The 26,953-nt window shown below is 46.4% G+C and carries 35 protein-coding genes; 19 read left to right on the top strand and 16 right to left on the bottom strand.

What is annotated here, in order from left to right; translation table 11 throughout:
• Positions 1 to 9 precede the first annotated feature (9 nt).
• Both LPB140_RS11980 and LPB140_RS11975 read left to right on the top strand, forming a co-directional pair.
• Positions 10 to 1,140: a hypothetical protein gene (locus tag LPB140_RS11980; RefSeq protein WP_072560029.1), complete on the top strand. Its 1,131-nt coding sequence runs from the start codon at positions 10 to 12 to the stop codon at positions 1,138 to 1,140.
• Between the two features lie 402 nt (positions 1,141 to 1,542).
• Positions 1,543 to 1,827 carry a DUF1294 domain-containing protein gene (locus tag LPB140_RS11975; protein WP_072560028.1) on the top strand — a complete coding sequence of 95 codons (285 nt, stop codon included), beginning with the start codon at positions 1,543 to 1,545 and terminating at the stop codon, positions 1,825 to 1,827.
• 170 nt (positions 1,828 to 1,997) lie between these two features.
• Here LPB140_RS11975 and LPB140_RS11970 read toward each other — a convergent pair whose 3' ends face one another.
• The 10 genes from LPB140_RS11970 to LPB140_RS11925 all read right to left on the bottom strand — a co-directional run bounded on the left by LPB140_RS11970 (position 1,998) and on the right by LPB140_RS11925 (position 8,305).
• On the bottom strand, positions 1,998 to 2,537 hold the full coding sequence (locus LPB140_RS11970) for a hypothetical protein (protein ID WP_072560027.1): 540 nt from the start codon (positions 2,535 to 2,537) through the stop codon (positions 1,998 to 2,000).
• Between the two features lie 32 nt (positions 2,538 to 2,569).
• Positions 2,570 to 2,959 (bottom strand): hypothetical protein, encoded by a 390-nt coding sequence (locus LPB140_RS11965; RefSeq protein ID WP_156874213.1) that lies wholly within the window; start codon positions 2,957 to 2,959, stop codon positions 2,570 to 2,572.
• Between the two features lie 95 nt (positions 2,960 to 3,054).
• On the bottom strand, positions 3,055 to 3,399 hold the full coding sequence (locus tag LPB140_RS11960) for a hypothetical protein (RefSeq protein WP_072560025.1): 345 nt from the start codon (positions 3,397 to 3,399) through the stop codon (positions 3,055 to 3,057).
• A gap of 59 nt (positions 3,400 to 3,458) precedes the next feature.
• Positions 3,459 to 3,920, bottom strand: coding sequence for a helix-turn-helix transcriptional regulator (locus LPB140_RS11955; RefSeq protein ID WP_072560024.1), 462 nt, complete (start codon positions 3,918 to 3,920; stop codon positions 3,459 to 3,461).
• Between the two features lie 140 nt (positions 3,921 to 4,060).
• Positions 4,061 to 4,609, bottom strand: a complete 549-nt coding sequence (locus tag LPB140_RS11950) for a thermonuclease family protein (protein ID WP_232223410.1) — start codon at positions 4,607 to 4,609, stop codon at positions 4,061 to 4,063.
• Between the two features lie 111 nt (positions 4,610 to 4,720).
• Complete coding sequence (locus LPB140_RS11945) at positions 4,721 to 5,194, bottom strand: hypothetical protein (protein ID WP_072560023.1); 474 nt, start codon at positions 5,192 to 5,194, stop codon at positions 4,721 to 4,723.
• Between the two features lie 160 nt (positions 5,195 to 5,354).
• Complete coding sequence (locus LPB140_RS11940) at positions 5,355 to 5,972, bottom strand: FKBP-type peptidyl-prolyl cis-trans isomerase (protein ID WP_072560022.1); 618 nt, start codon at positions 5,970 to 5,972, stop codon at positions 5,355 to 5,357.
• A 259-nt stretch (positions 5,973 to 6,231) separates the two neighbouring features.
• Positions 6,232 to 6,444 carry a 30S ribosomal protein S21 gene (gene rpsU / locus LPB140_RS11935; RefSeq protein ID WP_072560021.1) on the bottom strand — a complete coding sequence of 71 codons (213 nt, stop codon included), beginning with the start codon at positions 6,442 to 6,444 and terminating at the stop codon, positions 6,232 to 6,234.
• Between the two features lie 181 nt (positions 6,445 to 6,625).
• The gene (locus LPB140_RS11930) at positions 6,626 to 7,060 is read right to left on the bottom strand and encodes an acyl-CoA thioesterase (protein WP_072560020.1); all 435 of its coding nucleotides are present in this window, start codon (positions 7,058 to 7,060) and stop codon (positions 6,626 to 6,628) included.
• A 90-nt stretch (positions 7,061 to 7,150) separates the two neighbouring features.
• A complete protein-coding gene (locus tag LPB140_RS11925; protein WP_072560019.1) occupies positions 7,151 to 8,305 on the bottom strand; it encodes an acyl-CoA dehydrogenase family protein in 1,155 nt (384 codons plus the stop codon).
• 231 nt (positions 8,306 to 8,536) lie between these two features.
• Here LPB140_RS11925 and LPB140_RS11920 point away from each other — a divergent pair, with 231 nt between their 5' ends.
• The 3 genes from LPB140_RS11920 to LPB140_RS11910 all read left to right on the top strand — a co-directional run bounded on the left by LPB140_RS11920 (position 8,537) and on the right by LPB140_RS11910 (position 10,997).
• Positions 8,537 to 9,229, top strand: a complete 693-nt coding sequence (locus LPB140_RS11920) for a peptidylprolyl isomerase (protein ID WP_083550412.1) — start codon at positions 8,537 to 8,539, stop codon at positions 9,227 to 9,229.
• Between the two features lie 46 nt (positions 9,230 to 9,275).
• The gene (gene queA, locus LPB140_RS11915; RefSeq protein WP_072560018.1) at positions 9,276 to 10,307 is read left to right on the top strand and encodes a tRNA preQ1(34) S-adenosylmethionine ribosyltransferase-isomerase QueA; all 1,032 of its coding nucleotides are present in this window, start codon (positions 9,276 to 9,278) and stop codon (positions 10,305 to 10,307) included.
• 171 nt (positions 10,308 to 10,478) lie between these two features.
• The gene (locus tag LPB140_RS11910) at positions 10,479 to 10,997 is read left to right on the top strand and encodes an outer membrane beta-barrel protein (protein ID WP_072560017.1); all 519 of its coding nucleotides are present in this window, start codon (positions 10,479 to 10,481) and stop codon (positions 10,995 to 10,997) included.
• 120 nt (positions 10,998 to 11,117) lie between these two features.
• Here the strand turns inward: LPB140_RS11910 and pyk are convergent, their stop codons facing one another.
• The gene (pyk, locus tag LPB140_RS11905; RefSeq protein ID WP_072560016.1) at positions 11,118 to 12,590 is read right to left on the bottom strand and encodes a pyruvate kinase; all 1,473 of its coding nucleotides are present in this window, start codon (positions 12,588 to 12,590) and stop codon (positions 11,118 to 11,120) included.
• Positions 12,591 to 12,789: 199 nt separating this feature from the next.
• On the opposite strand from pyk, the gene LPB140_RS11900 reads away from it, so the two are divergent.
• From LPB140_RS11900 to pal, 13 genes are all read left to right on the top strand, one after another.
• Positions 12,790 to 13,032 carry a DUF2312 domain-containing protein gene (locus tag LPB140_RS11900; protein WP_072560015.1) on the top strand — a complete coding sequence of 81 codons (243 nt, stop codon included), beginning with the start codon at positions 12,790 to 12,792 and terminating at the stop codon, positions 13,030 to 13,032.
• 48 nt (positions 13,033 to 13,080) lie between these two features.
• The gene (locus LPB140_RS11895) at positions 13,081 to 13,398 is read left to right on the top strand and encodes a YbjQ family protein (protein WP_072560978.1); all 318 of its coding nucleotides are present in this window, start codon (positions 13,081 to 13,083) and stop codon (positions 13,396 to 13,398) included.
• Positions 13,399 to 13,503: 105 nt separating this feature from the next.
• Positions 13,504 to 14,247, top strand: a complete 744-nt coding sequence (locus tag LPB140_RS11890; protein WP_072560014.1) for a YebC/PmpR family DNA-binding transcriptional regulator — start codon at positions 13,504 to 13,506, stop codon at positions 14,245 to 14,247.
• Between the two features lie 177 nt (positions 14,248 to 14,424).
• Positions 14,425 to 15,471, top strand: coding sequence for an acyl-CoA desaturase (locus tag LPB140_RS11885; protein ID WP_072560013.1), 1,047 nt, complete (start codon positions 14,425 to 14,427; stop codon positions 15,469 to 15,471).
• A 44-nt stretch (positions 15,472 to 15,515) separates the two neighbouring features.
• Positions 15,516 to 15,980 carry a crossover junction endodeoxyribonuclease RuvC gene (gene ruvC, locus LPB140_RS11880; RefSeq protein ID WP_072560012.1) on the top strand — a complete coding sequence of 155 codons (465 nt, stop codon included), beginning with the start codon at positions 15,516 to 15,518 and terminating at the stop codon, positions 15,978 to 15,980.
• A gap of 134 nt (positions 15,981 to 16,114) precedes the next feature.
• Positions 16,115 to 16,750 carry a Holliday junction branch migration protein RuvA gene (ruvA, locus tag LPB140_RS11875; protein ID WP_072560011.1) on the top strand — a complete coding sequence of 212 codons (636 nt, stop codon included), beginning with the start codon at positions 16,115 to 16,117 and terminating at the stop codon, positions 16,748 to 16,750.
• Complete coding sequence (ruvB, locus tag LPB140_RS11870) at positions 16,747 to 17,778, top strand: Holliday junction branch migration DNA helicase RuvB (protein ID WP_072560010.1); 1,032 nt, start codon at positions 16,747 to 16,749, stop codon at positions 17,776 to 17,778. Before ruvA ends, ruvB begins: the two co-directional genes overlap by 4 nt.
• A 98-nt stretch (positions 17,779 to 17,876) precedes the next feature.
• Positions 17,877 to 18,332: a YbgC/FadM family acyl-CoA thioesterase gene (locus LPB140_RS11865; protein WP_072560009.1), complete on the top strand. Its 456-nt coding sequence runs from the start codon at positions 17,877 to 17,879 to the stop codon at positions 18,330 to 18,332.
• 45 nt (positions 18,333 to 18,377) lie between these two features.
• Entirely contained in the window at positions 18,378 to 19,064 is a 687-nt protein-coding gene (gene tolQ / locus LPB140_RS11860; protein WP_072560008.1) for a protein TolQ, read from the top strand.
• Between the two features lie 3 nt (positions 19,065 to 19,067).
• A complete protein-coding gene (gene tolR / locus LPB140_RS11855; RefSeq protein WP_072560007.1) occupies positions 19,068 to 19,523 on the top strand; it encodes a protein TolR in 456 nt (151 codons plus the stop codon).
• Positions 19,524 to 19,535: 12 nt separating this feature from the next.
• Positions 19,536 to 20,501: a cell envelope integrity protein TolA gene (tolA, locus tag LPB140_RS12400; RefSeq protein WP_072560006.1), complete on the top strand. Its 966-nt coding sequence runs from the start codon at positions 19,536 to 19,538 to the stop codon at positions 20,499 to 20,501.
• Positions 20,502 to 20,595: 94 nt separating this feature from the next.
• Positions 20,596 to 21,930 (top strand): Tol-Pal system beta propeller repeat protein TolB, encoded by a 1,335-nt coding sequence (gene tolB, locus LPB140_RS11845; protein ID WP_156874212.1) that lies wholly within the window; start codon positions 20,596 to 20,598, stop codon positions 21,928 to 21,930.
• A gap of 53 nt (positions 21,931 to 21,983) precedes the next feature.
• Entirely contained in the window at positions 21,984 to 22,508 is a 525-nt protein-coding gene (gene pal, locus LPB140_RS11840; RefSeq protein WP_072560974.1) for a peptidoglycan-associated lipoprotein Pal, read from the top strand.
• Positions 22,509 to 22,635: 127 nt separating this feature from the next.
• On the opposite strand, the gene LPB140_RS11835 is transcribed toward pal, so the two are convergent.
• From LPB140_RS11835 to LPB140_RS11825, 3 genes are read right to left on the bottom strand one after another with little or no spacing between them, the layout of a single operon-like run.
• Positions 22,636 to 23,103 (bottom strand): DUF6491 family protein, encoded by a 468-nt coding sequence (locus LPB140_RS11835; RefSeq protein WP_083550401.1) that lies wholly within the window; start codon positions 23,101 to 23,103, stop codon positions 22,636 to 22,638.
• 58 nt (positions 23,104 to 23,161) lie between these two features.
• Positions 23,162 to 23,884 carry a hydroxyacylglutathione hydrolase gene (gene gloB, locus LPB140_RS11830; protein ID WP_072560005.1) on the bottom strand — a complete coding sequence of 241 codons (723 nt, stop codon included), beginning with the start codon at positions 23,882 to 23,884 and terminating at the stop codon, positions 23,162 to 23,164.
• A gap of 9 nt (positions 23,885 to 23,893) precedes the next feature.
• On the bottom strand, positions 23,894 to 24,313 hold the full coding sequence (locus LPB140_RS11825; RefSeq protein ID WP_072560969.1) for a VOC family protein: 420 nt from the start codon (positions 24,311 to 24,313) through the stop codon (positions 23,894 to 23,896).
• 162 nt (positions 24,314 to 24,475) lie between these two features.
• Here LPB140_RS11825 and LPB140_RS11820 point away from each other — a divergent pair, with 162 nt between their 5' ends.
• A complete protein-coding gene (locus tag LPB140_RS11820; RefSeq protein WP_232223408.1) occupies positions 24,476 to 25,258 on the top strand; it encodes an SIMPL domain-containing protein in 783 nt (260 codons plus the stop codon).
• Here the strand turns inward: LPB140_RS11820 and LPB140_RS11815 are convergent.
• The gene (locus LPB140_RS11815; RefSeq protein WP_072560004.1) at positions 25,255 to 26,145 is read right to left on the bottom strand and encodes a tetratricopeptide repeat protein; all 891 of its coding nucleotides are present in this window, start codon (positions 26,143 to 26,145) and stop codon (positions 25,255 to 25,257) included. The genes LPB140_RS11820 and LPB140_RS11815 overlap by 4 nt on opposite strands.
• Complete coding sequence (locus LPB140_RS11810; RefSeq protein WP_072560003.1) at positions 26,123 to 26,914, bottom strand: alpha/beta fold hydrolase; 792 nt, start codon at positions 26,912 to 26,914, stop codon at positions 26,123 to 26,125. Before LPB140_RS11810 ends, LPB140_RS11815 begins: the two co-directional genes overlap by 23 nt.
• Positions 26,915 to 26,953 lie beyond the last annotated feature (39 nt).

Below are 26,953 nucleotides of genomic sequence, written 5' to 3'. Positions count from 1 at the left end.
TTGGAATATATGCAAGCACCTAAAGCTGAAGAAGCAAAAGTCTCTACGGTTAAAGCTGATAAAAAATTGCACGATGCGAATGTTGTCAATTTAACCGAAGAGTTTAGCAAGGCCAAAAGAAATCTATTATGGTTTTCTTCGGCTGGAGTTATTTTTGCATTCTCTTCTGGAACTAATGACCAAGGCATCATTGCGGGTTTATACTCAATACAAGTTAATCACATTATTATCAGCGTGTTTCTGATATCGGCCCTGCTATATAATATTGCCATTTTTTGGTCTCAACATAGAACTGTAATAATATTAAATTCTCAAATCGCAAAAGATAATGGTGGCAGTAATGATGTTATCAAAGCAATATTGGAGAACATTGCAGAAAATCTAAAAAAAGTCATGGCTTCTGCGTTGCAGGCGGAGAAGATTAATATCAATGCACCTAGTCTAGAAAATTTTGAAAAAGAGTTTTTAAAATTACAGCAACATCAAAAGTCCTTATCTTTTATTATATCGGAGATAGAAAGGACATCAAATAATGAGAGCTTCTCTCCTATAATAAATAAAATAAAAGCTGAACTTAAAGACAAATTTTATTTATTTTTAAATAATTTACAGATGCTTGATCAAAAAAGCATCGATGCAGTAAAACAAGAAATTGTAAAAAATAGTTTAGCCGATGGCAGACGAAATATTGATGCTAATAATCTAGGAATTGATACCGCTACACGCGCTATGATGTTTAATATTACTAGCATAATAGACGAAATTGACAAACTTCCGGATTTAACAAGTCGTCATATAATTTCGGTCCAAGGTGAAATACATTCAAAAATTGATGATTTAAGTCTGAAAAGAGATCAGCAAATTGATTTGCTAAGTACAGCTCTTGAAGAAATGAAGGAATTTAATAGCAATAAAGAATCATTAATAATTGCATTAAAGCATGTCTTTAGTCAGTTAAATATCATTGAAGATTCTACGGATTCATTTGCTAAAACCATTTCGACAAATGAGAGTTGTCGGTATAAATTATTAGATTTTGGGGTACCATTTATCTTTGGAATGATTGCATTTATTGCTCTTATAATGAATTTTTTTGGCTGGCTCCACGAATGTTTTCCATCACTTTACTTAGCGAAGTAAAGTGCTTAGCGCATTTGGAAGTTGAGCGTAGATAGAGCTTCTATAAAAATTAAAGAAAAAGCCACTGCATCAGAAATAACACCCAAGGGTGGTGAGAAGAATTCCGAAAACTCTTAGGCTAGGAACTAATCATATCTCAACCGTCATTCCGGCGAAGGCCGGAATCCAGCCATCGTCAGTTACTTTGTTATATATGCCCACACCTATTCTATATTAAGCGATCGACCCCGTCTTGCGACGGGATGACGTAGATGACAGGAAAGTGCAGTTTGCACAGAAGACGAAGCTGGTAAATTTCACAGATAAATTGACCATATTGAAATTCTTAATCAAAATATCCTCATTATCAAAAGATGATCTGATCTTATTTATTTTTTAAATAAATATAGCCATGACTTGGCGATGATAAGTTTATTCAACATATTTGGCGCGATATTCCTTATCAACCTATGGACATTTATGGCATTTGGTTTTGACAAAATGCGCGCGGAAAATGGCGGCTGGCGCGTGTCGGAGGATGGATTGTTGACCCTTGCCCTATTTGGCGGGATAATGGGTGCATATGTGGGCCGCGCGATATTTCGTCATAAAATACGTAAAGAGCCTTTTTCCCGCCGTCTGCAGCAAATTGCCATCTTCCAATGCTTTATTTGCGCCATTGTGTCGGGCTGGATGTTTGCGGGATAATATATATGCAGGAACTGGCGGTTATATTGCGGGCAAGTGCTTGCGCTCTCAACATTCCAATAATTTGGACATGCATAGCATCTAAAAATACATGCCTTAAACCAATGTGAAAATGCACCGACAAATTGCTGCCGGTGCATCCTCCACCAAATATGACAATTTAGGATGGTTTAGGCGGGGTGTGCCATTTTCTGTCTAAATTTTGGTTCAGCCATATATGGTGTATCCTTGTGCAATATGCTTGCCCGCACGGGCAGGGCGAATCCTGCATCGGCGGCATATTTATGGATCATATCCACGCCAAAATCGGTTAATCGGACAATATGTTGTTGTTGATCCATTGGGTCATTATCATAAGTAATAAAGCCAAGGGTCAATAATTCGGACATAATGCGCGATGTGATGTTATCGGGCACGCCGGCATAATCATATGCAGCCGCCATGGTGAAAAATATATCATTCAGCTGTGCCTGATATGCATGGGTCAAAATTGACCAATAGGCTTGGCTAAAAAATCCAATGGGAAAATCTTTATTTTTAATGTTTCGCATTTGGATAAATTCATCGACCATATTGGAAATATCATCATCATGAATAGATGACATGGCCGGATTTTTCCTAAACCTGCTGAAAAATCTAGATTTAATATCCGCGATAATAAGGTCAATATTGCACATATTATTGTGCATATTTTGTGAATTATAATACATATTGCGCCCCCACGCCCATTTTATGGGCCAATTTAGGTGGAGATTTGCTTCTTTTTCATCATTGCTTTTCGATATCCATATGCCCCTAAAATCATGCTGATATACATGGGGTAAACCCAAAATCCCTGAAGCAAGCTATATGCTCTTATCAATGATTCATTTAACAGAAGATGGGAAATATGGGTCAGCACAGCAATTAAGTGAAAGCTGCTTACCCATATGGGCCAAAATTTTCTGCTTTTTAGGCAAAATAGGATTAAAATTATCAATAAAATCGTGTCGAAAAATAAAAGAGAAAGATTAAAATATTTTGGTTCATCCTGTAACGTCCAATATGACGCGGTCGTAGTTAATGTCCCCAAAATCAAGGCTGTTATGCCAAATTTCTCTTCATTTGATCCGATTAAAAAAATAATTATCAAAGTAATTAATGATGATGTCCAAAAAAATATTTGAAGCAAATCAACCATGAATAAATACCCCTTGGGTTTAATATTATCCCCCAAGGGGCTGAAAATTATGCTGCTTGATTATCAACAATGTTAAGCATGGCAGTCTGCGGAAATTTTGGAAAACCCCCACCGGCATTATAGGTTTTAAGGCCGATGTCGGTTTTAACACCATCCAATAAATGATGCGTATCGACCATATTACCGCGTGCTTTAATCAAATTTCTTAATGATGTGCAGGATGCGTTAAATACATCCTGACCGATAATTGACGACACTTTTGCCATTGAACGCGCCGTGGGTAATATTGCGTTTAATTGGGCAACAGCGGCAATGGCGTCTTCGATTTTTTGTTCTGCATCCCACAATGATTTTGCAACCTTATTGGTGGCCTCTATTCTTTCTTTTCGCATTAGAAATTCTCCTTGTGTTCCGTGTCAAATTTCCAAGATTGAAAGTAATAAGCAGATGGTCACATCAATCGGTCAATGGCATCAAATGCTGCGGCGATTGCCCCAATGCAAATGCAAATGGCAAAAGCAATAAAGAATATCCAAAATAATTTAGCACCTGGGGATAATGTATTTTCTTGGCCCCAATATTTCGGAAATGGCAGTAAATTTTGCTCTTGATGATTATTGAAAACCTCATTCTTGGAGATTTCATCAAAGGATAAATTCTCGCTCTCGACTAGTAGCGGAGAGGGACTACTCAATTCTCGCTTTTCATTATCATTGCTATTTGTAACTAGACGCGCCGCCTCAAACCGGCTGTTCACGCCCAAAATCTTTACTGCATTGCGAATATGTGAATCGACCGTATGGGGCGACATTTTGAGCTGCCGGCCAATATCTTTGGATGTATAATGATTATGAACTAAACTTAGGCAGTCTATCTGCCTTTGCGTTAGCTTATCAATTTGTGAATTATCCATTGTAAAAACTGTAAACTAGTCCGTCAAAAACTGCAAATTCTACTTATGTTAATAATCGATAGAAATAGCATATAATCGAAAAATAATTTGCGGCGATAGAGCTGCGTAAAATATCAATAATTAGCAATTTGTAAAATATTTTAGCACCAACTTCGCCGATATCCCTGCCACTTTTCGGCCAATCCTTCATCGACCAATTTTTCGCCTATACTATCGCCGCCGCGAATGATGATGCGAAGGTCGCGATCATATTGGTCCGTATCCCGATCAATATTTTTTAAAGAAAAATTGCCCATATTTAATAAGGCGAGCAGCCGCATTTTCGCCTTCACACCCAATTCGCGCTCTTGTTCGCATTGTGCCTCATGCGTTTCTGGCGTGTTAATATCTGCAATGCGAATTTTGCGTCCCTCAAACCAAATTGTATCCCCATCAACAACGCAATTATTTCGAACAGGGCCGTCGCATAAAGCAAAATTGGCATTTAATATATCATCGGCATTGGCAACCATGGCGCGTTCATGCGGCGATTTTGTGCTGGGCATATTTAGGTTTAATATGCCGAAATAGGATAAAGCAAAAATAAGGGCGCATAATAAAATGGCGCAACCACCAATAATGGCGGCCCAATCAGTCCATGTTTTTCGTGGCGGCTTTTTGGGAAATTTCAGGCGTATATTATTCGTCATATCCGCCTCTTATCATAAAGAATTTTTGACGCTATGATGAATTTAATGCTTAATTATAAGAATGACGTGGATATTGCGGCATCCACGCCATTAAACGTAAAAATAATTTGGTTATTTGGTGTCACAACTACCCAAAATGTCGAAAATATTATACATTTTATCATAATTGCCACGGGTCAAATATTCATAATCGCGGTCGGCATTTTTTTCTAAACCCGCATATGCTGCATCATATCCGGTCAGGCCGCCCTTATGTTCTTTTTTCCATTTTTTCTGCGCAGCCATTTGCCAAAATGCCGCATTTTTCTTTGCCTTTGCCGGGGCAAGTTTGGCACCCATTTCGGAGATGAACTTACCCTCCCAATCACGTTCCAATGTCGCGCCCCAACGTTTCCAATATGCGGCGCATCCTGCCATTTGTGTGGCGGTGCTGGGTGCTTTACCGCTTTTTGCGGCCTGTTCATATTTTTCGATAATTTTGGGGGCGGTTTGCGCATGTGCGGCATTAACCCATAATATGGATGCCGTGCCAACCGCAAAGCCAAGCAGCATGATTTTAAACATAGAAGATGTGGTTTGTGTCATTTATTTTCTCCATCATAAAATGTGAAAATATTTTATGCAGGCATCATGCAATGCTCCAGTGACAAATATTGTTAGTAATAAATTCGTTATGGCGGGCAAAAAAAAGGGCCCGTAAAAAGGCCCTTTTCACCATATGTGATGCAATATTATTGCGGCCGAATTATTGCGGTGCTGGGCCTGCTTGCGGTACGCCGGTTGGTGCTGCACCACCTTGTGCTTTTTGCATTTCTTCAAATTGTTTTTGCGCGGCCTCCAACTCGGCACGTGATTTATATTCCAATAAATCTACCTCGAAAATCAGCACGCTGCCGCCTGGAATTTTTACCTCACCCTGTGGGGGGACATCCTGATCACCATAGCCAAGGGCGGAGGGAATCCAAATGCGATATTGCCCGCCGCGCTGCATCAATTTTAATGCTTCGGAAAAACCAGGGACAACGCCCGCAACGGGCATGGGGGCTTGTTCATTTTCATCAAAGACCGTGCCATCACGCAACATGCCTTTATATTTGACCAGGGCAACATCCTCATCCGTGGGGGATGGGCCCTCGCCTTTGCGGATGGTTTCAATTTGCAATCCCGATGGGGTGGTGGTGACGCCGCTATTGCCTGCATTATCGGCAAGGAAAGCCTCATTACTGGAATATTGGGCGCGGACATCCTTTGTGCCGAAAAATGCCAATGCGATGGCCGCCAGCAATAAAATGGCAAGGCCAGCCCATAATTTGACCAAAGAAGATTTTTTGATGGGTTGAATGGGAACAGCGGTAACAGACATGAAATTTCCTCAATAAAAAATGCGCTCTGGGCGCTTCATCGCCCCATTCTATAAACATCATGCCGCGCGCTGGCCAGTGTTAATTATCGCCGCATGAAATCTTATAAATATGATGATATTGCCCGCCATATGCGGCGCAAAATAAACGGGCGCATTATTTTACCATGCATGAAAGATGATGATATATGAAAAAAGCGCCGATCATGCGACGGCGCTTCATTCAAAATAAGATATATCGCCAATATGACGATAAAAAAGCTTAGGCGATTTTAATGCCATCACGCTCCATACGCTTACGCTCCATCTTGCGGGCGCGGCGAACGGCAGCGGCTTTATCACGAGCGCGCTTTTCAGAAGGCTTTTCATAATGGCGACGAAGTTTCATCTCGCGATATACACCTTCGCGTTGCAACTTCTTTTTCAGGGCCCGTAGCGCCTGTTCAACATTATTGTCGCGAACCATTATCTGCATAAAAAACCAAGCTCCATTCGAATCATAAATTTGGGCCTATATATCGTAAAAGCCCCAAAAAACAAAAACACCGCGCACGGGCGGCGTTACATACCGCGCCGCTCTACATGGTTTTTCATCTATTTCAAGTGAAAACCGAAATTTTCTGCTTAAAAATGAAATTTATTTGCCATTTGGGTATTTACGCGCCCTTTACTGTTAAACGCTCAAATTCCGCGCGTAAATCATCATTGATGCGCACCGAACCATCCTTATTGGTCAATACAATTGTGGTGACGCAGGTCGCAACGCAGACATCATTTTGAAATGCCGCCGATGCAATATCCCAACTGGATGACCCGATTCGCGAAATGCCACTACAAATATCCACAGGGTCGGGGAAAAAACTTTCCGCGATATAATTTATCTCTACTTTGGCGATTAACCAACGTTGGTCGGCGGTGCGGCGCTCCACCTCTATGGCATGGTTAAATTTGCCGCGCCCATGTTCAAATAATCCTGCCATTGCCACATTATTGATATGGCCAAGCATGTCCAAATCGGCAAAGCGCGTTTCGGTGCGGTGGCTAAATGGATAATTATCGGCAATTAACTGCCAGCTTTCAGGACGGGACATTATTATTCTTTCTTCTTATATGGTGAAAAGCGGCATACTCAATAAAGAGGCCGCTTTTCAATAATATGTTCAATTTTTATGACAGTAATTTTACAATGTTCTGCCGATTAACTCTTTCATAATTTCATTTGTGCCACCAAAAATGCGGGTAACGCGCGCGCCGCGCCATGCCCGGGCAATGGGATATTCATTCATATAACCCGCGCCGCCATGTAATTGCAGGCATTTGTCCATCACCTCCCATTGCAGGTCAGTATGCCATAATTTGGCCGCCGCGCCTTCTTCATTGGTCAGTTCTTTTTTATAATGGCGGTTCAATGCCCAATCCAAATGCGCCCAGCCCACCTGCAATTTGGTTTTTAAGTCAGCCAAGACAAAGCGGGTATTTTGAAAATCAAAAACAGTTTTTCCAAATGCCTTGCGTTCTTTCACAAATTCCACCGTGTCATCATATGCTTTTTGTGCAGATGCCTGCGCTGATACCGCAATGGATAGGCGTTCTTGGGGTAATTCGCTCATCAAATATATAAAGCCTTTGCCCTCTTCGCCCAAACAATTGGTAATGGGCACGCGCACATCGTTAAAAAATAATTCCGACGTATCGGCGGCGTCCATGCCAATTTTGTCAAGATTGCGGCCACGTTCAAATCCTTCGCGCTCTGCCTCCACCAACACAATGGAAACGCCCTTCCATGCGGGCTGCACCTCGGTATCGGTTTTAACGCACACCAGAACCAAATCGGCATTTTGACCATTGGTGATATAGGTTTTTGACCCGTTAATCACATAATGATTGCCGTCTTTTTTGGCTGTGGTTCGAATGGATTGCAGGTCGCTGCCCGTGCCCGGTTCGGTCATGGCAATGGCGGTAACGACTTCGCCAGACACCATTTTGGGCAGCCATTTTAGCTTTTGCTCTTCACTGCCATATTGGACGATATAATTGACCACAATGTCGGATTGTAGGGAAAAGCCAAGCGGCGATCCGCCCGTATAGCTGGTTTCTTCATCAACAATGGCATTATATCCAAAATCAAGGCCAAGGCCGCCATATTCCTCTGGCACGGTGGGGCATAACATGCCCAGCGCCCCTGCCTTTGGCCATAAATCCTTTGGCACAATTTTATCCTCGTCCCATTGTTTTGCATTTGGGGCGACTTCTTTTTGCATAAAGGCGCGGACAGAGGCGCGAAACGCCTCATGATCTTCATTATAGGCGCTGCGTGGGATGTTATCTAATGACATATTCTCTCCTAGGGATATTATTTTTCCATTCGCAATAAATAGGAAGATGACGCGCAGGTCAAATGATATTTAATTGACCGATTAAAGCATATTTCATTTGATGGCGGATTATATATAAATGGCAGCATTGGATAAATATAATTTAAATATGGCTATTTCATTCATGACATGGACAGCATGGTTGATTATAGGATAGCAAGAAAATAGGATTAGTTGAGAGTAAAGATTATAATGTTGAATTTTTTATCTGCCCGCAAATTGACGGCAATGGCCATTTTATCGGCATGTGCATTCATGCCGCCCTTGGCCAATGCGCAGGATGCTGCGCCGGCTGCGCCTGCCGCTTCCATGCCCGTGCCGCCGTCACAGGCGCTTGATGAAAATATCTGGGTGTTGGACCTTAGCACCGGTGGGCGTGTCATGATTCAATTATATCCCGAAGTCGCCCCTGGACATGTGGAGCGGATTAAGACGCTGACTGCGCAGGGATTTTATGATGGTTTGGTGTTTCACCGCGTGATTGATGGATTTATGGCGCAGGGCGGTGACCCCACGGGAACGGGCTTAAACGGGTCGGATTTGCCCGATCTTCAGGCGGAATTTTCAACTCTTCCCCATGTGCGCGGCACGGTTTCAATGGCGCGGGCGCAGGATAAAAATTCGGCGAACAGCCAATTTTTTATCGTGTTCCAACCTAGATTCAGCCTTGATAATAATTATAGCATATTTGGGCGTGTGATGTCGGGCATGCAATATGTTGATGCGATTCAGCGCGGCGAGCCGCCCGTCAATCCCAGCCGAATTGTTCAGGCATCGATGAAGACGGATAATAAAGCCGCACCGGCCATGGCGGCGCCTGTTTCGCCATCACCTGTTCAGCCGGATGAAAAGCAGATAAGTTTAGATGATCTAAACGCCCAATAAGCGGTTTTTAATTGCACAAAGAGCGAAATTATTGAAAGGGGCAGCAATGCAACTTCATGATTTTGACTTTCATCTGCCAAGCGAAAATATCGCAATACGTCCCGCTGTCCCCCGTGACAGCGCAAAATTATTGCATGTCGATGGCGATGCACCCTTTGCGAATAAAATTGTTTCGGATTTGCCCAATTTATTAAGGGCAGGGGATATTTTGGTGTTTAATGACACTAAAGTCATTCCGGCACAATTGGAGGGCAGAAGGGGGGAGGCGCGAATTGGCGTGACCCTGCATAAACGGATTGACCTGCGCAGTTGGCAGGCATTTGTCCGAAATGGCAAAAGATTAAAACCGGGGCAGCAAATTATTTTTGGTGCTGATGTCACTGCCCATGCCACCGATAAATTACCCGATGGCAGTTTTTACATAAGATTTGATGGCGATGAACCGGTGGAAACATTGCTGCACCGCGCGGGCACAATGCCTTTGCCGCCCTATATCGCCGCGAAACGCAATATTGATGAACGTGATTATGATGATTATCAGACCATGTTCGCGGATAAGGAAGGGGCGGTTGCTGCCCCCACGGCTGCGCTGCATTTTACGCCAGAATTGATGGATAATTTGGCAAGGGCGGGGATATTAACCGCGACCCTGACCCTGCATGTGGGGGCGGGAACGTTCCTGCCGGTTAAGGTGGAAAATGTCGCTGATCATAAAATGCATGCCGAATGGGGCGTGATTGAACCAGAAACAGCCGATAAAATTAACAATGTGCGGGCTAATGGCGGGCGGGTGATTGCTGTGGGCACAACATCGCTGCGGTTAATGGAAAGCGCGGCAGGGGATGATGGATTGCTGCATCCTTTTTCGGGGGAGACCGATATTTTCATCACCCCTGGATATGAATTTAAAATCATAAATGGGTTGATGACCAATTTCCATTTGCCCAAATCCACATTATTCATGTTGGTCAGCGCGTTAATGGGGCGGGCAAAAATGCAACATATTTATGCCCATGCCATCAAAAATGACTATCGATTTTACAGCTATGGCGATAGCAGCCTGTTATTACCCGAATAAGCGCAGCAAATATGTTGCCATTTTGCAACAATATGGTCAAATTTAGTTACAATTTATAACATTATCTATCTTTGTCATATTTCTGAATGGCCTGTTCACTTGGCAGAAAGAATTAAAGCATTATTTCCAATTTATCAGATCAAAGAGTCTGATTTTTTATGGAGTTAAATAATGAAAAAAATTACTGTTCTTGCGGCTTTGGCTGCTGTTTCCACCCTCTCCGCACCTGCATTTGCTCAAGAAGAGCAAAAGGTTGAAACCTATGTCGGTGCAACCGCTGGCTATCATGATATTGGCGCAGGCGTTGCCCGTGATGATGGCGCAATTTTTGGCGGCTATGCCGGTGTTGACGTGCCATTGGGCGGTCAATTTGTCATTGGTTTAGAAGGCAATTTCAATCTTGGTACTGGCGCAATTGACAGCGAATATGGCATTGCGACCAAATTGGGCGTTAATGTTGGCGAGGGGCATCAATTATTCGTGCGCGGCGGATATCAAGAAGTTGATTTTGATCTGTCTCACATTGCTGGCGCACCAGTTCCTGCTGGTTTAGACGATACTGATGGTGATTATTTGGTCGGCATTGGCGGACAGTTTAAGCTGAACGAAAATGTGCGTTTGCGTGCAGTTGTTGATACCATTGCATTTGACAGCACACGTGCCACAGTTGGTGTGCAATTTAACTTCTAATCCCTTAATAGGATTGGATAAGGGAGAAAGGGGCGGTATACACTCACCGTCCCTTTCTTTTTTCAATAAAAATAAATCAATATTGCGTGATATTATATCAGATCAAAATCGGCCAATATCTTAAAATCCCTTTAGCTCATCGCCAGTTAAGCGCACGACGTGCAGCACATTGGTTGACCCTGGCGTGCCAAAGGGAACACCCGCCAACATGATTAAACGGCCACCTGCTTGCCCATAATGATGGCGCATCGCCATTCGCTTGCCCTTGGCAACCATTTCTTCAAAACTGCCAATATCGCGGGTGCGCACGGATAATGATCCCCATAATAAGCCCAAACGGCGGGCGGTGTCGATATGCGGGGTTAATACCAAAATCGGCACTTCAGGCCGCTCTCGCGAAATGCGCCGCGCGGTTGAACCGGATGATGTAAAGCAAACAATGGCGTTGGTATCCACGGTTTTTACAATTTGTGCGCTGGACAATGCAAGCGCATCGGCGGTGGTTTCATCGGCATTTATTTTGGTAAAATGGACGCGGCTATAATAATCTGGGTCGCTTTCCACCTGTTTGGCAATCCGGTCCATAATCGATACAGCCTCCTCCGGCCATGCGCCGGCGGCGGTTTCCGCGGACAGCATGATGGCGTCTGCGCCGTCATAAATGGCGGTGGCAACGTCGGAAACCTCCGCCCTTGTCGGGCTGGGCGATGTAATCATCGATTCCAGCATTTGTGTTGCCACCACGACGGGGCGGCCAAGGCGGCGGGCTGCGCTGACAATTTGCTTTTGCAATGGAGGCACTTGTTCAGGGGGTAATTCCACGCCCAAATCACCACGCGCCACCATCACCGCATCGGCCAATTCCAAAATTTCGTCCAATCGCTGAATGGCGGCGGGCTTTTCAATTTTTGCCAATAAAGCGGCTTTTCCGCCGATTAACTTACGACCCTCGGCCACATCTTCGGGCCGCTGGACAAAGCTCATCGCAATCCAATCCACGCCCTGTTCCACGGCAAATGCCAAATCGGACCTGTCCTTTGCGGTTAATGCCGCCACGGGAATCACCACATCGGGAACATTTAATCCCTTTCTGTCTGATAAAGGCCCGCCCACTTCGACAATGGTTTCAATTTTATCAGATGTCACGCTTTGCACGCGCAGCACCAATTTACCATCATCCAATAATAAACGGGTCTGTGGCTCTAAAGCATCGAAAATTTCCTGATGCGGCAGGCGCACCCGGCTGGCATTGCCGTCATCTTCCAATTGATCCAAGGTAAAGGCAGCCCCAGTTTCCAGCATCACCTTGCCACCGGCAAATTTGCCGATGCGTAATTTTGGCCCCTGAAGGTCCACCAAAATGGTGGTCGGCATGGCATATTTACGTTCCAATGCACGAATATGGGTCACCAAGGCGGCTTTATCTGCCTGTTCCCCATGGCTCATATTGATACGAAATGCATTTGCCCCCGCCAAAAACAGCTTTTCAATCATTTCGGGGCTGTCACTTGCGGGGCCCAATGTTGCCAATATTTTGACGCGGCGTTGCTGTTTATTTTTTAAATTTTCGGCCAAGGGCATAGATGTTTCCATATATTATAAAAATGATGATAATGTTGTCATTTTCGTTCTTAGCCATGCCCCTACGTCATGCAAGCTATAAACGCATGGAGGCGCAAATTTTTTTCATATATATAATGGCCAAATATCAATCCGACTATTAAGCATGGGAAATTATAGAATTGATTCGAATGTTCCTGTTCGAACGACATTATTATTTTAGGAGAATTTCATGTCAGAGGGCAATGTCGCCGCCGATCAACTTCGTTTATTCATTGAACGGGTGGAGCGTTTGGAAGAAGAGAAAAAAGGCATAGCGGATGATATTCGCGATGTATATTCAGAGGCAAAGTCACAAGGATATGACGCCAAAATCATGCGCCAAATCGTGCGTTTGCGTAAAATGGAAACCAATGACCGTCTTGAGATGGAAGCAATTTTAGATACTTATAAGGCTGCATTAGGTCTTGAATAAATTAAATAATTATTATTAAATATATTTTTTAGGAGCAATTTTATGACCATGTTAGTAGCCAGCACACATCATGTTGAGGGGCGTCCGGTAAAAGAGCATTTGGGGCTGGTTACGGGAGAGGTTATTGTTGGTGCTAATTTCTTTCGCGATATTTTTGCCTCCGTTACCGATTTTGTCGGTGGGCGCTCCGGCAAATATGAAAAAGTGTTAAAGCGCGGCCGCGAAGAGGCATTATATGAAATGCAGATGGAGGCGGTAAACCTTGGCGCAAATGCTGTCATTGCGGTTAATATTGATTATGGCGTTGTAGGCAGCAAGGGGTCGATGATGTTGGTCAGCGTGACCGGCACCGCCGTTCGCATTTAATCTATATAAGATTTTCAATTTTTCTTCTCTGCATCAGATAGGCTTGATGCAATGCGCCTAGTGCTTTATGGGCGGCAACATATTTTAATAAATTAAGGGCAGACCATGGCAGGCCATAGTAAATTTGCAAATATTAAACATCGTAAGGGCGCGCAGGACAAAAAACGTTCGGCGATGTTCTCCAAATTATCGCGCGAAATTACCGTTGCGGCAAAAATGGGCATGCCCGATCCGGATATGAACCCGCGCCTTCGTCTTGCCGTTAATGCGGCAAAGGCACAATCAATGCCAAAGGATAATATCCAACGCGCCATAGACAAGGCATCGGGCGGCGAGGGTGAAGATTATGAAGAATTGCGCTATGAAGGATTTGGTCCTGGCGGCGTTTCCATCATTGTGGAGGCATTGACCGATAATCGCAACCGTTCGGCAACCAATATCCGCACCGCCTTTGCCAAAAATGGCGGCAATATGGGCTCGGCTGGTTCGGTTAGCCACGGTTTTGACCGTTTAGGATTTATTTTTTACCCCATCACCGCCGGTGATGAGGAAAAGATTTTGGAAGCCGCGATGGAGGCAGGCGCGGATGATATTATCTCATCCGAAGATGGCCATGAAATTTGGACCAGCATGGAAGAATTGCACGCCGTTTCTGGCGCATTGGAACAATCATTGGGCGAGGCGGAAACCGTCAAATTGGCATGGCGTCCGCATATGATGGTCAATGTCGAGGAATCCGACGCGGTGACATTGTTCAAAATGATTGACGCATTGGAAGATGATGATGATGTCCAAACCGTATGGGGCAATTATGATGTTTCCGATGAAATATTGGAAAAATTAAGCTAAAAATATTTTGCATCATATCATGACATAAATTTAAAATGGGTCGGCATTTCCGGCCCATTTTTTGTCCATTTTCGTGGTTCATCTTAAATATATGATTAAAAGATGATTAACATATTTGCGTGAAAATAATTTTCGTCTTATATCAAGGGGGTGGTGAAATAAGATGGAGTTGGCATTGTGGCGACAAAAATTGCAGAGGTGAAAGAATCTTCTCCCGAAAAGATTGGCGAGGATAGCGCGATCAGTCTGGATAAAAATAGCAGTCAGAATGAAGAAAATTTAATTACCAAGCAGTTAATTGCCAAGCCTTTAATGGGCGTGCGTTATAATGTTCCTGAATCAAAGGCGAAAAATAAAGAGCATTTATTCTACCTATTTGCCAAAAATGTCCCCGCCCTCGCCGCGATTGCATGGATTGTCACGCAGCCCACAGGATGGGTGGAATGGAGCGCCTTTGCCGTTTTTTATGTGATGAACATCTTGTCCATGTCGATTGGATATCACCGTTTTTTCACACATAAGGCATTTGAAACCAGCACGCCAATGCGTTACGCCATTGGCATATTGGCGCAATTGGGCATTTTTGGTTCGCTTCGCCGCTGGGTCGCGGAACATCGCCGCCACCATGCACATAGCGACCGCCCGGGCGATATTCACAGCCCCTATTATGATGATTATGGCCGCGAAACCGGCGGGCGCAAGGGGTGGAAATATGCCCATCTTGGCTGGGTCTTTATCGACAATATCACCGATGAGGCGGTATATGGTAAGGGCGTGGCAGAGGATAAGGCGATATTATTTGTTGATAAATATCGTATCCCCATTTTCTTTTTCTCCGTCCTTGGCCTGCCCACCCTATGGGCATTGGCATTTGGCGGTGACATGCAGGTGATTATTGGCACAATTTTAATCGCTGGATTTTTGCGCTGTATCATTGCGCTTCATGCCATTGCTTGCGTCAACAGCTTTGGCCATATTTATGGCAGCCAAAGGTTTAACACGGCCGATGGGTCGCGCAATAACTGGCTTATCGCGCTTTTAACCTTGGGTGAGGGATGGCATAATAATCATCATGGCCACCCCCGCGCCGCCAATACCGGCCTTGCATGGTATGAAGTGGACATGACGGGATGGGTGATTTGGACGATGGAAAAATTGGGTCTTGTCTGGAATGTGCGCTGGGCGACATTGGATGATGGCGATGCCGCGCGGGTTAAAAAATAATTTTCACATATCGCTTCACATATAGCTAGGCCAAGGACCGCATTATGATAATCATCGGGCTTGATCCCGCATTGGGCACGACCGGATGGGGCGTGATAAAGCGTGATGGCAATCGCATTTCGCATATTGCCAATGGCGGGGTGACGACCAATCCCAAATTGCCGCTTGCCTCGCGTTTATTGGATTTGGATGGGCAATTGGCCGAAATATTATCAAAATTCCGGCCCGATTATGTCGCGGTGGAGGAAGTTTTTGTAAATAAAAATCCGCAGTCCACGTTGAAATTGGCACAGGCACGTGGCGTGGTTATTTTGGGCGCGGCGCGTACCGGTACGCCCGTGGTGGAATATGCGGCGCGGCTGGTCAAAAAATCCATTGTGGGCAAGGGTAATGCGAAAAAAGAGCAGATTTCCGCCATGTTAAATATTTTATTGCCCGGCGTGCATGTGGCGGGCGAGGATGCGGCGGATGCGCTTGCCGTGGCGATTACACACGCGCATCATATTTGATGCTTGCCGCAAATATTGCGCATTATATTAACCCACATCATAAATAAGTTACAAAATATTTCCCCATTTTAATAAATAATGATGGAAACAAAAGGGAAACATTGTTACGCCCTTTGGCCAAGGGGTCACTATATATGATTGCAAATTTAAAAGGCAGGGTAGAGGAAACCAGCACCGATAATTTGGTGATTGATGTGAACGGCGTGGGTTATTTGGTCCATTGTTCGGCGCGCACATTATCCGCCATTGGTGCGGTGGGCGAATTTGCGACCATCCACACCCATATGCAGGTGAGCGAGAATGACCAGCGCCTTATTGGCTTTGCGACCAAGGCAGAGCGGGATTGGTATAAATTATTAAACAGTGTGCAGGGGGTGGGGGGCAAGGTAGCACTTGCCATATTATCGGCATTGGATGCGGATGAATTGATGTTGGCCATTGGCAGCGGGGATAGCGCGATGGTCGCGCGGTCCAATGGGGTTGGGCCAAAATTGGCCAGCCGGATTGTCAATGAATTGTCGGATAAGGTGGGCGCAATGGCCGGAATTGGCGGATTTGGCGGCGCGGCAGGTGGCGGCGCAGTGGCGGCGTCCGGAAATATTGCAGCGGGCATCAATTCGCATAGCAAGGATGCGGTGCAGGCTTTAACCGGTCTTGGCTTTAAACCAGCCGAGGCGTCACAAGCGGTCAGCGCGGCAATTGATGAAGTGGGCAAGGATACAAGTTTGGATATATTGGTTCGCACCGCATTGAAAAAGGCGGGTAAATAATGGATGAAAATCGCTTAACTGCCGCCCAAAAAAGGCCCGAAGATATTGATGCGGCATTGCGGCCCAAAAGCCTGTCTGAATTTATTGGGCAAGAGGGCGCGCGCGATAATTTACGTATTTTTATTGAGGCGGCAAAATTGCGCGGCGATGCGTTGGACCATGTGTTATTTTTTGGCCCGCCCGGATTGGGAAAGACCACATTGGCGCAAATTATGGCCGCCGAAATGGGCGCGGGGTTTCGCGCCACATCCGGTCCGGTGATCACAAAATCGGGCGATTTGGCGGCGCTTCTTACCAATTTAGAGGATGGCGATGTCCTGTTCATTGATGAAATCCACCGTCTTAACCCCGTGGTGGAGGAGGTATTATACCCCGCCATGGAGGACCGCGTGCTTGACATTATGATAGGTGAAGGTCCGGCGGCGCGTAGCGTGCGGATTGACCTGCCCAAATTTACATTGGTGGGGGCGACCACGCGTCAGGGGCTGCTCACCACGCCATTGCGCGACCGATTTGGCATTCCGATACGATTAAATTTTTATACGCATGATGAACTTGAATTGGTTGTTCGCCGCGCAGCACATTTGTTAAATTTGAATATTTCACCCGATGGCGCGATGGAAATTGCCCGCCGTGCGCGGGGCACGCCGCGTGTGGCGGGGCGGCTGCTGCGCCGTGTGCGGGATTTTGCCAATGTGGCGGGCGCGGCCATTGTTGATAAGGCGGTGGCCGATGATGCGCTCACCCGTTTGGAAATTGATGCGCTTGGCCTTGATTTAATGGACAGGCGATATTTGATGATGATTGCCGATATTTATAAGGGCGGTCCGGTTGGCGTGGAAACATTGGCGGCGGGTCTTTCCGAACCGCGCGATACGGTGGAGGAAGTGATTGAACCCTATTTAATCCAATTGGGCCTTATCGCGCGCACCGCAAGGGGGCGTTGTTTAAATGACCGTGCATGGAAACATTTGGGCCTAACCCCGCCTGTGACCAAGGAAAATACCCCCGATTTATTTGATAAATAGGAAAATTGGGCGGTCAAATGAGTCATAATAGGGATAAAATGCCCATAAGGCGTTTATTGCCCCTTTTGTTCATAGGCTTGCTCGGCTATTCATGATTTATGATTACCTCCAACCAACCATATCAGGGACATTTTACCGAAATTGACGGTGTTCAAACGCATATTTTTGCACTCCGCGTTTATTTTGAGGATACGGATTTTTCCGGTGTGGTTTATCATGCCCGATATTTGCATTTTATGGAACGCGCACGGTCCGACATGTTGGCACGTGCGGATATTGATCAGGCGGCGGCATTCGCGCAGGGGCTTGGCGCATATGCGGTTAGCGCGATGGACATGAAATTTCACGCCCCTGCACATTTTGATGATGCCTTGGTCGTGCAATCATGTGTTGAAAAGGTTGGCGGGGCAAGCGTTCATATTAGTCAGCAAATATTCAGGAATGAAACGCTTTTACTGTCCGCGCAGGTTCGTGCAGCATTTGTTGCACCGGGTGGCCGTCCGGCAAGGCAGCCAGCACATTGGATTAAAAAATTTAACCAGATTGCAGCATAGGCAAAATGGTGATTAAGAAAAAATATAGTGAAAGTATGATTTGAAATGACAGTAAATTTCCTTGCGGCAGCGGCGACATTTTCCCCCGTTCATTTATTTTTACAGGCCGATTGGATTGTAAAGGGCGTGATGATTGGGTTGTTATTGGCCAGTTTATGGAGTTGGACGATCATCGCGTCCTTCATCATGAAAATGGGGTCGATTAGAAAAAAAAGCGATGCATTTGAAAAGGCATTTTGGGCGACCAAGGATATTGATGGATATTATGCCGAACATGGCAAATCCGACCTGCCCATTGCGCGGGTATTTTCCGCCGGTGTGGCCGAATGGCGGCGGTCAACCAATGGCGCGACCATCGACCGTGAGGGCACAAGGGAGCGTTTGGGCACGGCCATGAATGCGTCCATCGCGCATGAAATTGACAAATTGGCCAATCGGTTAAATTTTTTGGCGACCACGGGTTCGGTTGCGCCCTTTGTCGGATTATTCGGCACTGTATGGGGCATTATGCGTAGTTTTTCCGCGATCGCGGCGGAACAAAATAGCTCGCTTGCCGTGGTGGCGCCGGGCATTGCAGAGGCGTTATTTGCTACGGCCATTGGTTTGTTCGCGGCCATTCCTGCGGTTATCGCCTATAACCGTTTTTCGCACCGTTTGAACCAGCATGAGGCGCGGCTTGGCCGTTTTGCCGATGGTTTCCACGGCACTTTATCGCGTGAGTTGGAGCGTTAAGCCATGGCTATGAATATGTCATCTGGCGCAAAGGGCCGCCGTGGACGCGCGACACGGCGCGCCCCCATGGCAGAAATTAACGTTACCCCTTTGGTCGATGTGATGTTGGTATTGTTGATTATTTTCATGGTCACCGCGCCGCTGCTTAACACTGGCGTTCCGCTTGACCTGCCGCAAAGTAGGGCCAATGCGTTAAATCAGGATAAGGAATCGATTGAAATTTCGGTGGATAGCGCGGGTTTGGTTTATGTTGATGGTGAGGAAGTGGCGATGGACATATTGCCCGATAAACTTGCCCAATTGGCACAGGATCAGGACGCGCAAAACCCCGCATCCATCATGCTGCGCGGGGATACCAGCATACAATATGGGCAAATAATGTCGGTAATGGGCGAATTAAACCATGCAGGGTTAAATCAAGTGAATCTGGTCACCACCAGTTCAGCAAAGACGCCATAAAGATGTGTGATAATGGATAAGTCGGAAAAAACCGGATTTGGATTGGCGCTGGGCGGGCATGGAATATTGCTGGGCATTGGCATATATTCCATGTTGGGTCAGGCAGAACCCCCCAAACCGGTCCAAAGCATGGCTGTATCCTTGGTTGGGGATATTGGCCCGATTAGCACTGCGCCCGATGCTGTGGATGACCCCGCGCCAGCGGCCAAGGGTGAAGATAGCGGCGAGAATAGCGACGAAAGCAGCGCACAAGACAGCAGCGCCAGCGCAGCCGATTCGGCAAATGTGCCAGAGCCCAAAAAAACGCCCAAAGAAGCGACTGAAAAGCCAAAGCCCACCCCAAAACCGACACCAAAGCCCACCCCAAAACCAACGCCAAAACCAGTATCTAAACCAAAGCCAGCCCCCAAGGCCAGCAAGCCAGCGGCGAAGCCTGTTTCAAAACCAGCTTCAAAACCAGCGGCGAAGCCAACGCCAGCTTCATCAAAAAATGCCGGTAAAAATAATGGTTCGGCAACGGGTAAATCAAATTCAAAAACTGCATCCAATAGCGGGGCAAACAGCAATAAATCGCCCGGATTTTCCAAGGGGTTTGAAGATGCAATTAACAAATCGGGCAAATCAAGCGGCAGCGGCACCAAAAGCGGTAGCAGCGGGCAAAGCGCCGCACAGGTAAGGTCCGCCGTGACGGTCAGCTTGAAAAATGAGATTGAGCCATTTTTCCGTCAATGTGCGCCATCGGGAATTGATGTGGATGAAATTATCACATCGGCTACATTATCATTAAACCGTGACGGTAGTTTAAGTTCAATTGGCAATGTGTCCCAAAGAGGCATAAATGCCAGTAATAGGGGGCAGGCCCCCATTCACCGTGATTGCGCGTTAAAGGCGATAAGAAAAGCCGCGCCATTTGCCAATTTGCCCGCCGATGGATATGATGTTTGGAAAAATTGGCCAATGGAGTTTAAGATAAGATGAGCATAAATTTAAGGAAAAATAAGTTATGACATTCTCCCCCCCCATGGCCTTTATTAAAATTGGCAAAATAATGTCATTATGTTGCGTAGGAACTATGGCTTTGTCATCTGCTTTTGCATCATCTGCATTGGCGCAGGAAACACCGCAAGCTGCCGTCACCGCCGCACCGCAAAGCGGGCCAGAGCAAGTTATTTCTGAGGTAAATAATATCCGCTCCATCGCCATTCCTGCGTTGGTGACGCCGCAAAAATCATCGACGCCGGCGGGTGATACCGAAATGCTTGGCCGCCAAATATCCGAGGTGATAGCCGCCAATCTGCGTGCCAGCGGCCTGTTCAAACCCGTTGGTCCGGCAGGGGTAAAGGCGATAAGCTATGCCGAGGTAACAAGCCCGCAATTTGCCCATTGGCAGGGGAAAAATATCGATCAACTCATCCAAGGGTTCATCCGCGCCGAGGCGGATGGCAAATTGACCATTGGTTGTTATTTATATGATGTGACCTTTCAAAATGAGGTAACGCGCAAAGGGTTTCAGGTTGATCCCGCCGATTGGCGCCGCGCTGCGCATAAATGCGCCGACAGCATTTATTCAAAATTAACTGGTGAATCGCCATTTTTTGACAGCCGCATTGCATATATTGCCGAAACGGGTCCCAAAAATGCCCGTGTTAAAAGGCTGGCCATTATGGATAGTGACGGGGCAAATCACCGTTTCATCACCAATGGCCGATCCACCGCATTGACCCCGCGATTTTCGCCAAATTATAAATCAATTTTATATTTAAGCTATGTTGACGGTAATCCGCGTATTTATGTGTATGACATTGAATCGGGGACGCAAAATTTGGTGGTGCAAAGCAATAATCCAACATTCGCGCCGCGTTGGTCACCCGATGGCCAAACCATATTATATTCCATGGCCGTGGCGGGCAATACCGACATTTATAAAGTGCCCGTTACCGGCGGCACGCCCGTTCGCTTGACCAGCAGTCCGGGCATTGATGTGGGGGGCAGCTTCTCCCCCGATGGCAAACAAATTGTGTTTGAAAGCGACCGTTCGGGCAATCAACAAATTTATGTGATGAACAGCGACGGCAGCGGCCAAAAAAGGATTAGTTTCGGTTCGGGCCGCTATGCCACGCCGGAATGGTCGCCGCGCGGTGATTTAATCGCCTATACCCGCATTGCAGGGGATTTTCGTGTCGGCACGATGCGCACCGATGGCACGCGCGAACGTTTATTGACCAATAGCTGGCAAGATGAGGCCCCGACATGGGCGCCAAATGGGCGGGTTATCCAATTTTTCCGCACAGAGCGGAATAATGGTAAAACCAGCATTTGGCAGGTTGATATTACTGGACAAAATGAACGGCAATTACCCACACCGGAAAATGGTTCCGATCCCGCATGGGGCCCCGTTCGCCCATAAACATTGTAAAATGGTATAAAACAGGGAATAATATTAGGAGTAAGGAAATGATGATGATGAACAAAAAAATGTCTTTATTGATGATGGTGTCTGCGTCTTTGGCTGTATCAGCCTGCGGCAAGAAAGAGATTACAGACCTGCCCGATGCAAATAACAGCAATTATGGCCAAGATAGTGGTTATAATGACAATAATAATGTGCAGGATGTGATCATCCCAGGGTCACAACGTGATTTTGTGAACAGCATTATGTCCGACCGTATATTTTTTGATACGGACCGTTTCAATATTGATAGCCAGGATCAGGCCGCATTGGCAAGCCAGGCGCAATGGCTTAACCGTTATCCCAATGTCTCCATTGTGGTGGAGGGGCATGCCGATGAACGCGGTACACGTGATTATAACCTTGCCCTTGGTGAACGCCGCGCCAATTCAGCGAAAAATTATCTGATTTCCTTGGGCGTTAATGCTTCGCGTATTCGCACCATCAGCTATGGCAAAGAAAGGCCGCAGGCATTGGGATCGGATGAGCAGGCATGGGCGCAAAACCGCCGTGCGGTGACGGTTACCGTTCAATAAATTTACATAATATGCCCGCATAATATATGTTGGCTGATGATAATAAAGAAAAAGAGCGGTGGTAGCCGCTCTTTTTTTTGCATGAAAATTATCAAATGAAAATCACCAAATGGAAATCGAACCCATGCTATTTTTTGGGCGTGCGATAGGGGGTGAATTCACCAAAGCTGCAAAAGCCGCCCTCCAATCCGGTCACCCGATCCACCAATTTAATGGTGTCGCCTTGGCAGTGGCTGCTGCCAAAGCTTTTGGTGACAATGACGTCCCAATTACGGGCCAATCCATTACACCGCCCGCGCAAGTCATTTTTATAAACCAGATTTTTTGAAACGCGAATTAACAATAAATCATCGCTAATCGGGACAAAATTGCCCGTCCGTGAATGGGAAAGGCAGCGCATCGGTTCGCCCGCCACCTTACCATCCAATAATTTGGCCAATTGCTTGCTATCTTTTTCAGATATGGGCGCACGTTCCTGATTATCATAGCTGGCGCAGGAGGATAGCAGCAATGCCGCCCCACCCGCCAACAGGATTTTGGCAAAATTTAATGTGGCCGAATGTTGCGGCGCTGTTAAAGCTATTCTCTCTCTCATATCCGATACTCCTTTAATCAGCCCCCGCTAAAACCATTATATACCAAAAAATGATGGATTAGAAGTTATCCTTTGCGGTTCTAATCTCGGCCAGTTTTTCCGCGCTGATCGCGCGCATAAATGGGTTGGTTGCCTTTTCCAATCCGATATTGGTGGGAATGGTGGGAATATTATTTGCCCGTGCGCTTTCAACATCGGCCAATCTGGTAATTAAAGCAGCATTTTCCGGCTCAACCGTTATTGCAAATTTCGCATTGGACAGCGTATATTCATGGGCGCAATATACCGCCACATCATCGGGCAGATTTGATAATTTTTGCATATTATCATGCATTTGTGCCGCCGTTCCTTCGAATAAACGGCCGCAGCCCATGGCAAATAAAGTATCCCCCACAAAGGCGGCCTTATCATCCGCCATATAAAAGGCGATATGCCCCGCCGTATGTGCGGGCACGTCTATCACCTGGGCTTTATGCGTGCCAATTTGCACTTCATCCCCTTCGGATAACAGGACATCCAGCGTAGAAATTTTATCGGCCTCTGCCTTTGGGCCGGAAATTTTGCATCCCGTGGCGGCCTTTATCGCTGCATTGCCGCCAATATGGTCGCCATGCCAATGGGTGTTCCAAATTTGGTTGATGGTCCATCCGCGTTTCTCTGCCTCTGCCAAAACGGGGGCGGCGTCACCTGGATCAACCACAATGGTTTCGCGGCTTTCATCATCGTGCACCATCCAGATATAATTATCATCAAATGCAGGGATACGAATAATTTCTAACATAGTTCTTCCTTACCAACTGCCGATATTTTCCATGGATGCCCATGGTTCTTGCACGGGCAGGCGGTCACCAGCCTGTAACAGCTCAATCGAAATATTATCGGGTGTGCGGACAAATGCCATATGGCCATCGCGCGGCGGGCGGTTAATGGTGATGCCCGCATCCATTAATTTTTGGCATAGCGCGTAAATATCATCCACGCGGTAGGCCAAATGACCAAAATTGCGCCCGCCATCATAGGGCTCAACATCCCAATTATAGGTTAATTCAACCTCGGCAATATCCGCCTGTCCGGGCGCGGCAAGGAAGATTAGGGTAAAGCGACCCTTTTCATTGTCATATCGGCGAACCTCCTCCAGCCCCAATAGATTGAAAAATTTGATGGTGGCTTCGGGATCGGTCACCCGCAGCATCGTATGTAAATATTGTATCGTCATAACGGTTCATCTCCATTCAGGCACGGTTCATCGCGGGTTGCGATAATCCAATGCTATCGATATTTGTCTATAAATGGCGGCGATAGACCGTAAAGGCAAGGGGCGATGGGCGCAAAAAATAATCGGCGAAGATATTCGCGCTTTTTTGGGGATGGGATGATGGATAATTTACATGAAGATAATGAAATTAATGGCCAAAATATAAAAAATGAAAAAGGCCATTTACGGGAACATGATAGGTTAAGGGGTCGGTCGGGATTATATGCGGCGGCTATCATTTCCGCAGGATTGGCCATTGGTGGATATTTAATGGGCGATGGTTTGGTTCGCATGAAACAAAGCGACCGTGCGGTCACGGTGCGCGGCCTTGATGAACGAGAGGTGACGGCCGATTTGGCGACATGGAATATCGCCTATTCCGCGCAAGCAAATGATTTGCAATCGGCGCAGGCGGCAATGGACCGTGACACACAGGCGATAAGTGCATTTTTTAAGGAAGTTGGCTTTGATGGGGATGCCCTGCAACCCACGGGGGTGAATGTATCGCAATATAGCAATGATGGTGTGCAGACATTTACGATAAGACAGCGTTTGTCGCTGCGAACGACCGATATAAAAAAGGCACAGGCCGCGGTAAAACGTCAATTTGATCTGGTCAAAAGGGGCGTGGTGTTAGAGGATGGTTCGGGCATGTCATATAGCTTTACCAAGTTGAACGATATAAAACCCGAAATGATTGCCAAGGCTACCATGGATGCGCGTAAATCGGCCGAACAATTTGCCAAGGATAGCGGCACCGATGTCGGCGCAATTCAATCGGCAACGCAAGGATATTTTGAGGTGACAAGCCGCGATGGTGATGATGGCGGTTGGGGCGTGACGGACACACCATATAAAAAGGTGCGCGTGGTCACCACGGTGCAATATAATTTGGATTAAGGCGTGGCTGCTTCTGCGCTTGAGGCTTCTGAGCTCGGAGCTGCTTCTGCGCTTGCGCTTGCGTCAGTGCTTGCGGCTTCAGGTGCCTGAACATCGTTTAATTGATCCAAATATCCTTTGGCGGTTTCGGCATGGCGGCCATTGGGGCGCAGGGTGATAGCCTGTTGCCATTGTGTTTTTGCCTCGCCAAAATCATGCACGCTAAACGCGATATTGCCCGCTTCTAACGCGATGGCGGGATCATTGGGGGAAAGTTTGGATGCGGTAATAATATCCGCCTTGGCCAAGGGTAAATCGCCCATACGCCGCGCCAATGTGGCAGATAATAACCAAATAAGCGGGTCTTCGGCGGCCAATTTTTGTGCCATTTGTAATTCGGCCTTGGCGGCGTCTGGATTTTCTAACATGACCAGCGCCCGTGCCTTGTCCAAATGTCCCTCGCCCTGTTGTTGGGAGGTTAATGTGCCTAGCGCCAATCCCGCATCAATATGGGTAATTGCCTGTGTAAATTGATTATCGGCAAGCGCGGCATTGCCCGCCTGCATCCAAAAACGCGCGGCAATTTTATCCTTTGCCTTTTCTGCCTGCTGCGCTGCATCGACAAAGGCTATAAGCGCTTCATTAAAACGAAATGCCTGTGCATGGGCAAAACCCAAGCAATGGCGGGCATAAAATTTACCCCCATCCACATACCAAATGCTGGCTTCTGCAACCGCGCGTTCGGGATCTTCCAATGCCAAATCCATACATTCATCAAAACGCAATTCGGTCAGGTTTCTGGGCCCGATATTGCCCAAATCTTGGGCAAATAGGGGCGGTGAACCGATTATCATTATTGCCGATAGGCCAAGGGCTAAAATGGATTTATATTGGCGAATTTTTGTCATGTGCTGGGCAACCGTTTAATTTATGTAATGTTTCGATTAACAGCGATATGTCCTCATCGCGCGATAATCGGTGGTCGCCATCTTTGACAAGGTAAAGCTGCACATTTGCTGAACCAACAGCCTCGGCCAATTTAATTGAAATATCATAAGGGACATCGGCATCGGCCATGCCGTGCAGCAAATATATTGGCGCATGAATATTTATATGCCCTTCAAATTGCTTGTTATTCTCTCCATCTAGCCAGAATTTTTGCCACATGGGCGTGGGTTCAGGGCCATAGGGATTTTCTTCATACACCACGCCATTTTGCATAATTTCTTGCTTTTGCGCATCATTATATCCCCAGCTTGTAAAATCGGGCGCGGCGGCAATGCCGATTAAACCGGCAATTGCATATTTGCCAGATCGTTCCTGTATCGCCTGTGCCAATAATAACATCAACCAACCGCCCATGGATGATCCAATAAAATAATAACGACGATGGGGGCAAATATGGGCGATTAACTCCAATATTTCCTCACACCATATTGACAGGCTGGCATGTTGAAATTCTCCATCGCTTTGCCCGCAGCCGCTATAATCAAATAATAAACAGGCATGTTTATTTGTCGTGCAATATTGCCAAATCGCGCTCGCCTTGCTGCCCGACATATCCGACATATAACCAGGCAGGAATATGTGCACCGGCCCATCACCTTCATGAAATAAATAGGCGCTTTTAAGGCCGCTGCCTTGCAGATAATATTCGGTTTTTTGTAAATTTTCCATGTCCGCTGCATAGCATCTGGCCGATATAGCGCAAATATA

Source organism: Sphingorhabdus lutea (assembly GCF_001889025.1).
GTDB lineage: Bacteria > Pseudomonadota > Alphaproteobacteria > Sphingomonadales > Sphingomonadaceae > Sphingorhabdus_B > Sphingorhabdus_B lutea.
Note: the sequence above shows the minus strand (reverse complement) of the source record. Positions and strands in the feature narration are given on the sequence as shown.

Coding starts and splice junctions, on each gene's coding strand:
- LPB140_RS11980 (WP_072560029.1), top strand. CDS start 10: ATGCAAGCACCTAAAGCTGAAGAAGCAAAAGTCTCTACGGTTAAAGCT.
- LPB140_RS11975 (WP_072560028.1), top strand. CDS start 1,543: ATGATAAGTTTATTCAACATATTTGGCGCGATATTCCTTATCAACCTA.
- LPB140_RS11970 (WP_072560027.1), bottom strand. CDS start 2,537: ATGTATTATAATTCACAAAATATGCACAATAATATGTGCAATATTGAC.
- LPB140_RS11960 (WP_072560025.1), bottom strand. CDS start 3,399: ATGCGAAAAGAAAGAATAGAGGCCACCAATAAGGTTGCAAAATCATTG.
- LPB140_RS11955 (WP_072560024.1), bottom strand. CDS start 3,920: ATGGATAATTCACAAATTGATAAGCTAACGCAAAGGCAGATAGACTGC.
- LPB140_RS11950 (WP_232223410.1), bottom strand. CDS start 4,609: ATGACGAATAATATACGCCTGAAATTTCCCAAAAAGCCGCCACGAAAA.
- LPB140_RS11945 (WP_072560023.1), bottom strand. CDS start 5,194: ATGACACAAACCACATCTTCTATGTTTAAAATCATGCTGCTTGGCTTT.
- LPB140_RS11940 (WP_072560022.1), bottom strand. CDS start 5,972: ATGTCTGTTACCGCTGTTCCCATTCAACCCATCAAAAAATCTTCTTTG.
- rpsU (WP_072560021.1), bottom strand. CDS start 6,444: ATGCAGATAATGGTTCGCGACAATAATGTTGAACAGGCGCTACGGGCC.
- LPB140_RS11930 (WP_072560020.1), bottom strand. CDS start 7,060: ATGTCCCGTCCTGAAAGCTGGCAGTTAATTGCCGATAATTATCCATTT.
- LPB140_RS11925 (WP_072560019.1), bottom strand. CDS start 8,305: ATGTCATTAGATAACATCCCACGCAGCGCCTATAATGAAGATCATGAG.
- LPB140_RS11920 (WP_083550412.1), top strand. CDS start 8,537: ATGTTGAATTTTTTATCTGCCCGCAAATTGACGGCAATGGCCATTTTA.
- queA (WP_072560018.1), top strand. CDS start 9,276: ATGCAACTTCATGATTTTGACTTTCATCTGCCAAGCGAAAATATCGCA.
- LPB140_RS11910 (WP_072560017.1), top strand. CDS start 10,479: ATGAAAAAAATTACTGTTCTTGCGGCTTTGGCTGCTGTTTCCACCCTC.
- pyk (WP_072560016.1), bottom strand. CDS start 12,590: ATGGAAACATCTATGCCCTTGGCCGAAAATTTAAAAAATAAACAGCAA.
- LPB140_RS11900 (WP_072560015.1), top strand. CDS start 12,790: ATGTCAGAGGGCAATGTCGCCGCCGATCAACTTCGTTTATTCATTGAA.
- LPB140_RS11895 (WP_072560978.1), top strand. CDS start 13,081: ATGTTAGTAGCCAGCACACATCATGTTGAGGGGCGTCCGGTAAAAGAG.
- LPB140_RS11890 (WP_072560014.1), top strand. CDS start 13,504: ATGGCAGGCCATAGTAAATTTGCAAATATTAAACATCGTAAGGGCGCG.
- ruvC (WP_072560012.1), top strand. CDS start 15,516: ATGATAATCATCGGGCTTGATCCCGCATTGGGCACGACCGGATGGGGC.
- ruvA (WP_072560011.1), top strand. CDS start 16,115: ATGATTGCAAATTTAAAAGGCAGGGTAGAGGAAACCAGCACCGATAAT.
- LPB140_RS11865 (WP_072560009.1), top strand. CDS start 17,877: ATGATTACCTCCAACCAACCATATCAGGGACATTTTACCGAAATTGAC.
- tolQ (WP_072560008.1), top strand. CDS start 18,378: ATGACAGTAAATTTCCTTGCGGCAGCGGCGACATTTTCCCCCGTTCAT.
- tolR (WP_072560007.1), top strand. CDS start 19,068: ATGGCTATGAATATGTCATCTGGCGCAAAGGGCCGCCGTGGACGCGCG.
- tolA (WP_072560006.1), top strand. CDS start 19,536: ATGGATAAGTCGGAAAAAACCGGATTTGGATTGGCGCTGGGCGGGCAT.
- tolB (WP_156874212.1), top strand. CDS start 20,596: ATGGCTTTGTCATCTGCTTTTGCATCATCTGCATTGGCGCAGGAAACA.
- pal (WP_072560974.1), top strand. CDS start 21,984: ATGATGAACAAAAAAATGTCTTTATTGATGATGGTGTCTGCGTCTTTG.
- LPB140_RS11835 (WP_083550401.1), bottom strand. CDS start 23,103: ATGAGAGAGAGAATAGCTTTAACAGCGCCGCAACATTCGGCCACATTA.
- gloB (WP_072560005.1), bottom strand. CDS start 23,884: ATGTTAGAAATTATTCGTATCCCTGCATTTGATGATAATTATATCTGG.
- LPB140_RS11820 (WP_232223408.1), top strand. CDS start 24,476: ATGATGGATAATTTACATGAAGATAATGAAATTAATGGCCAAAATATA.
- LPB140_RS11815 (WP_072560004.1), bottom strand. CDS start 26,145: ATGACAAAAATTCGCCAATATAAATCCATTTTAGCCCTTGGCCTATCG.
- LPB140_RS11810 (WP_072560003.1), bottom strand. CDS start 26,914: ATGGAAAATTTACAAAAAACCGAATATTATCTGCAAGGCAGCGGCCTT.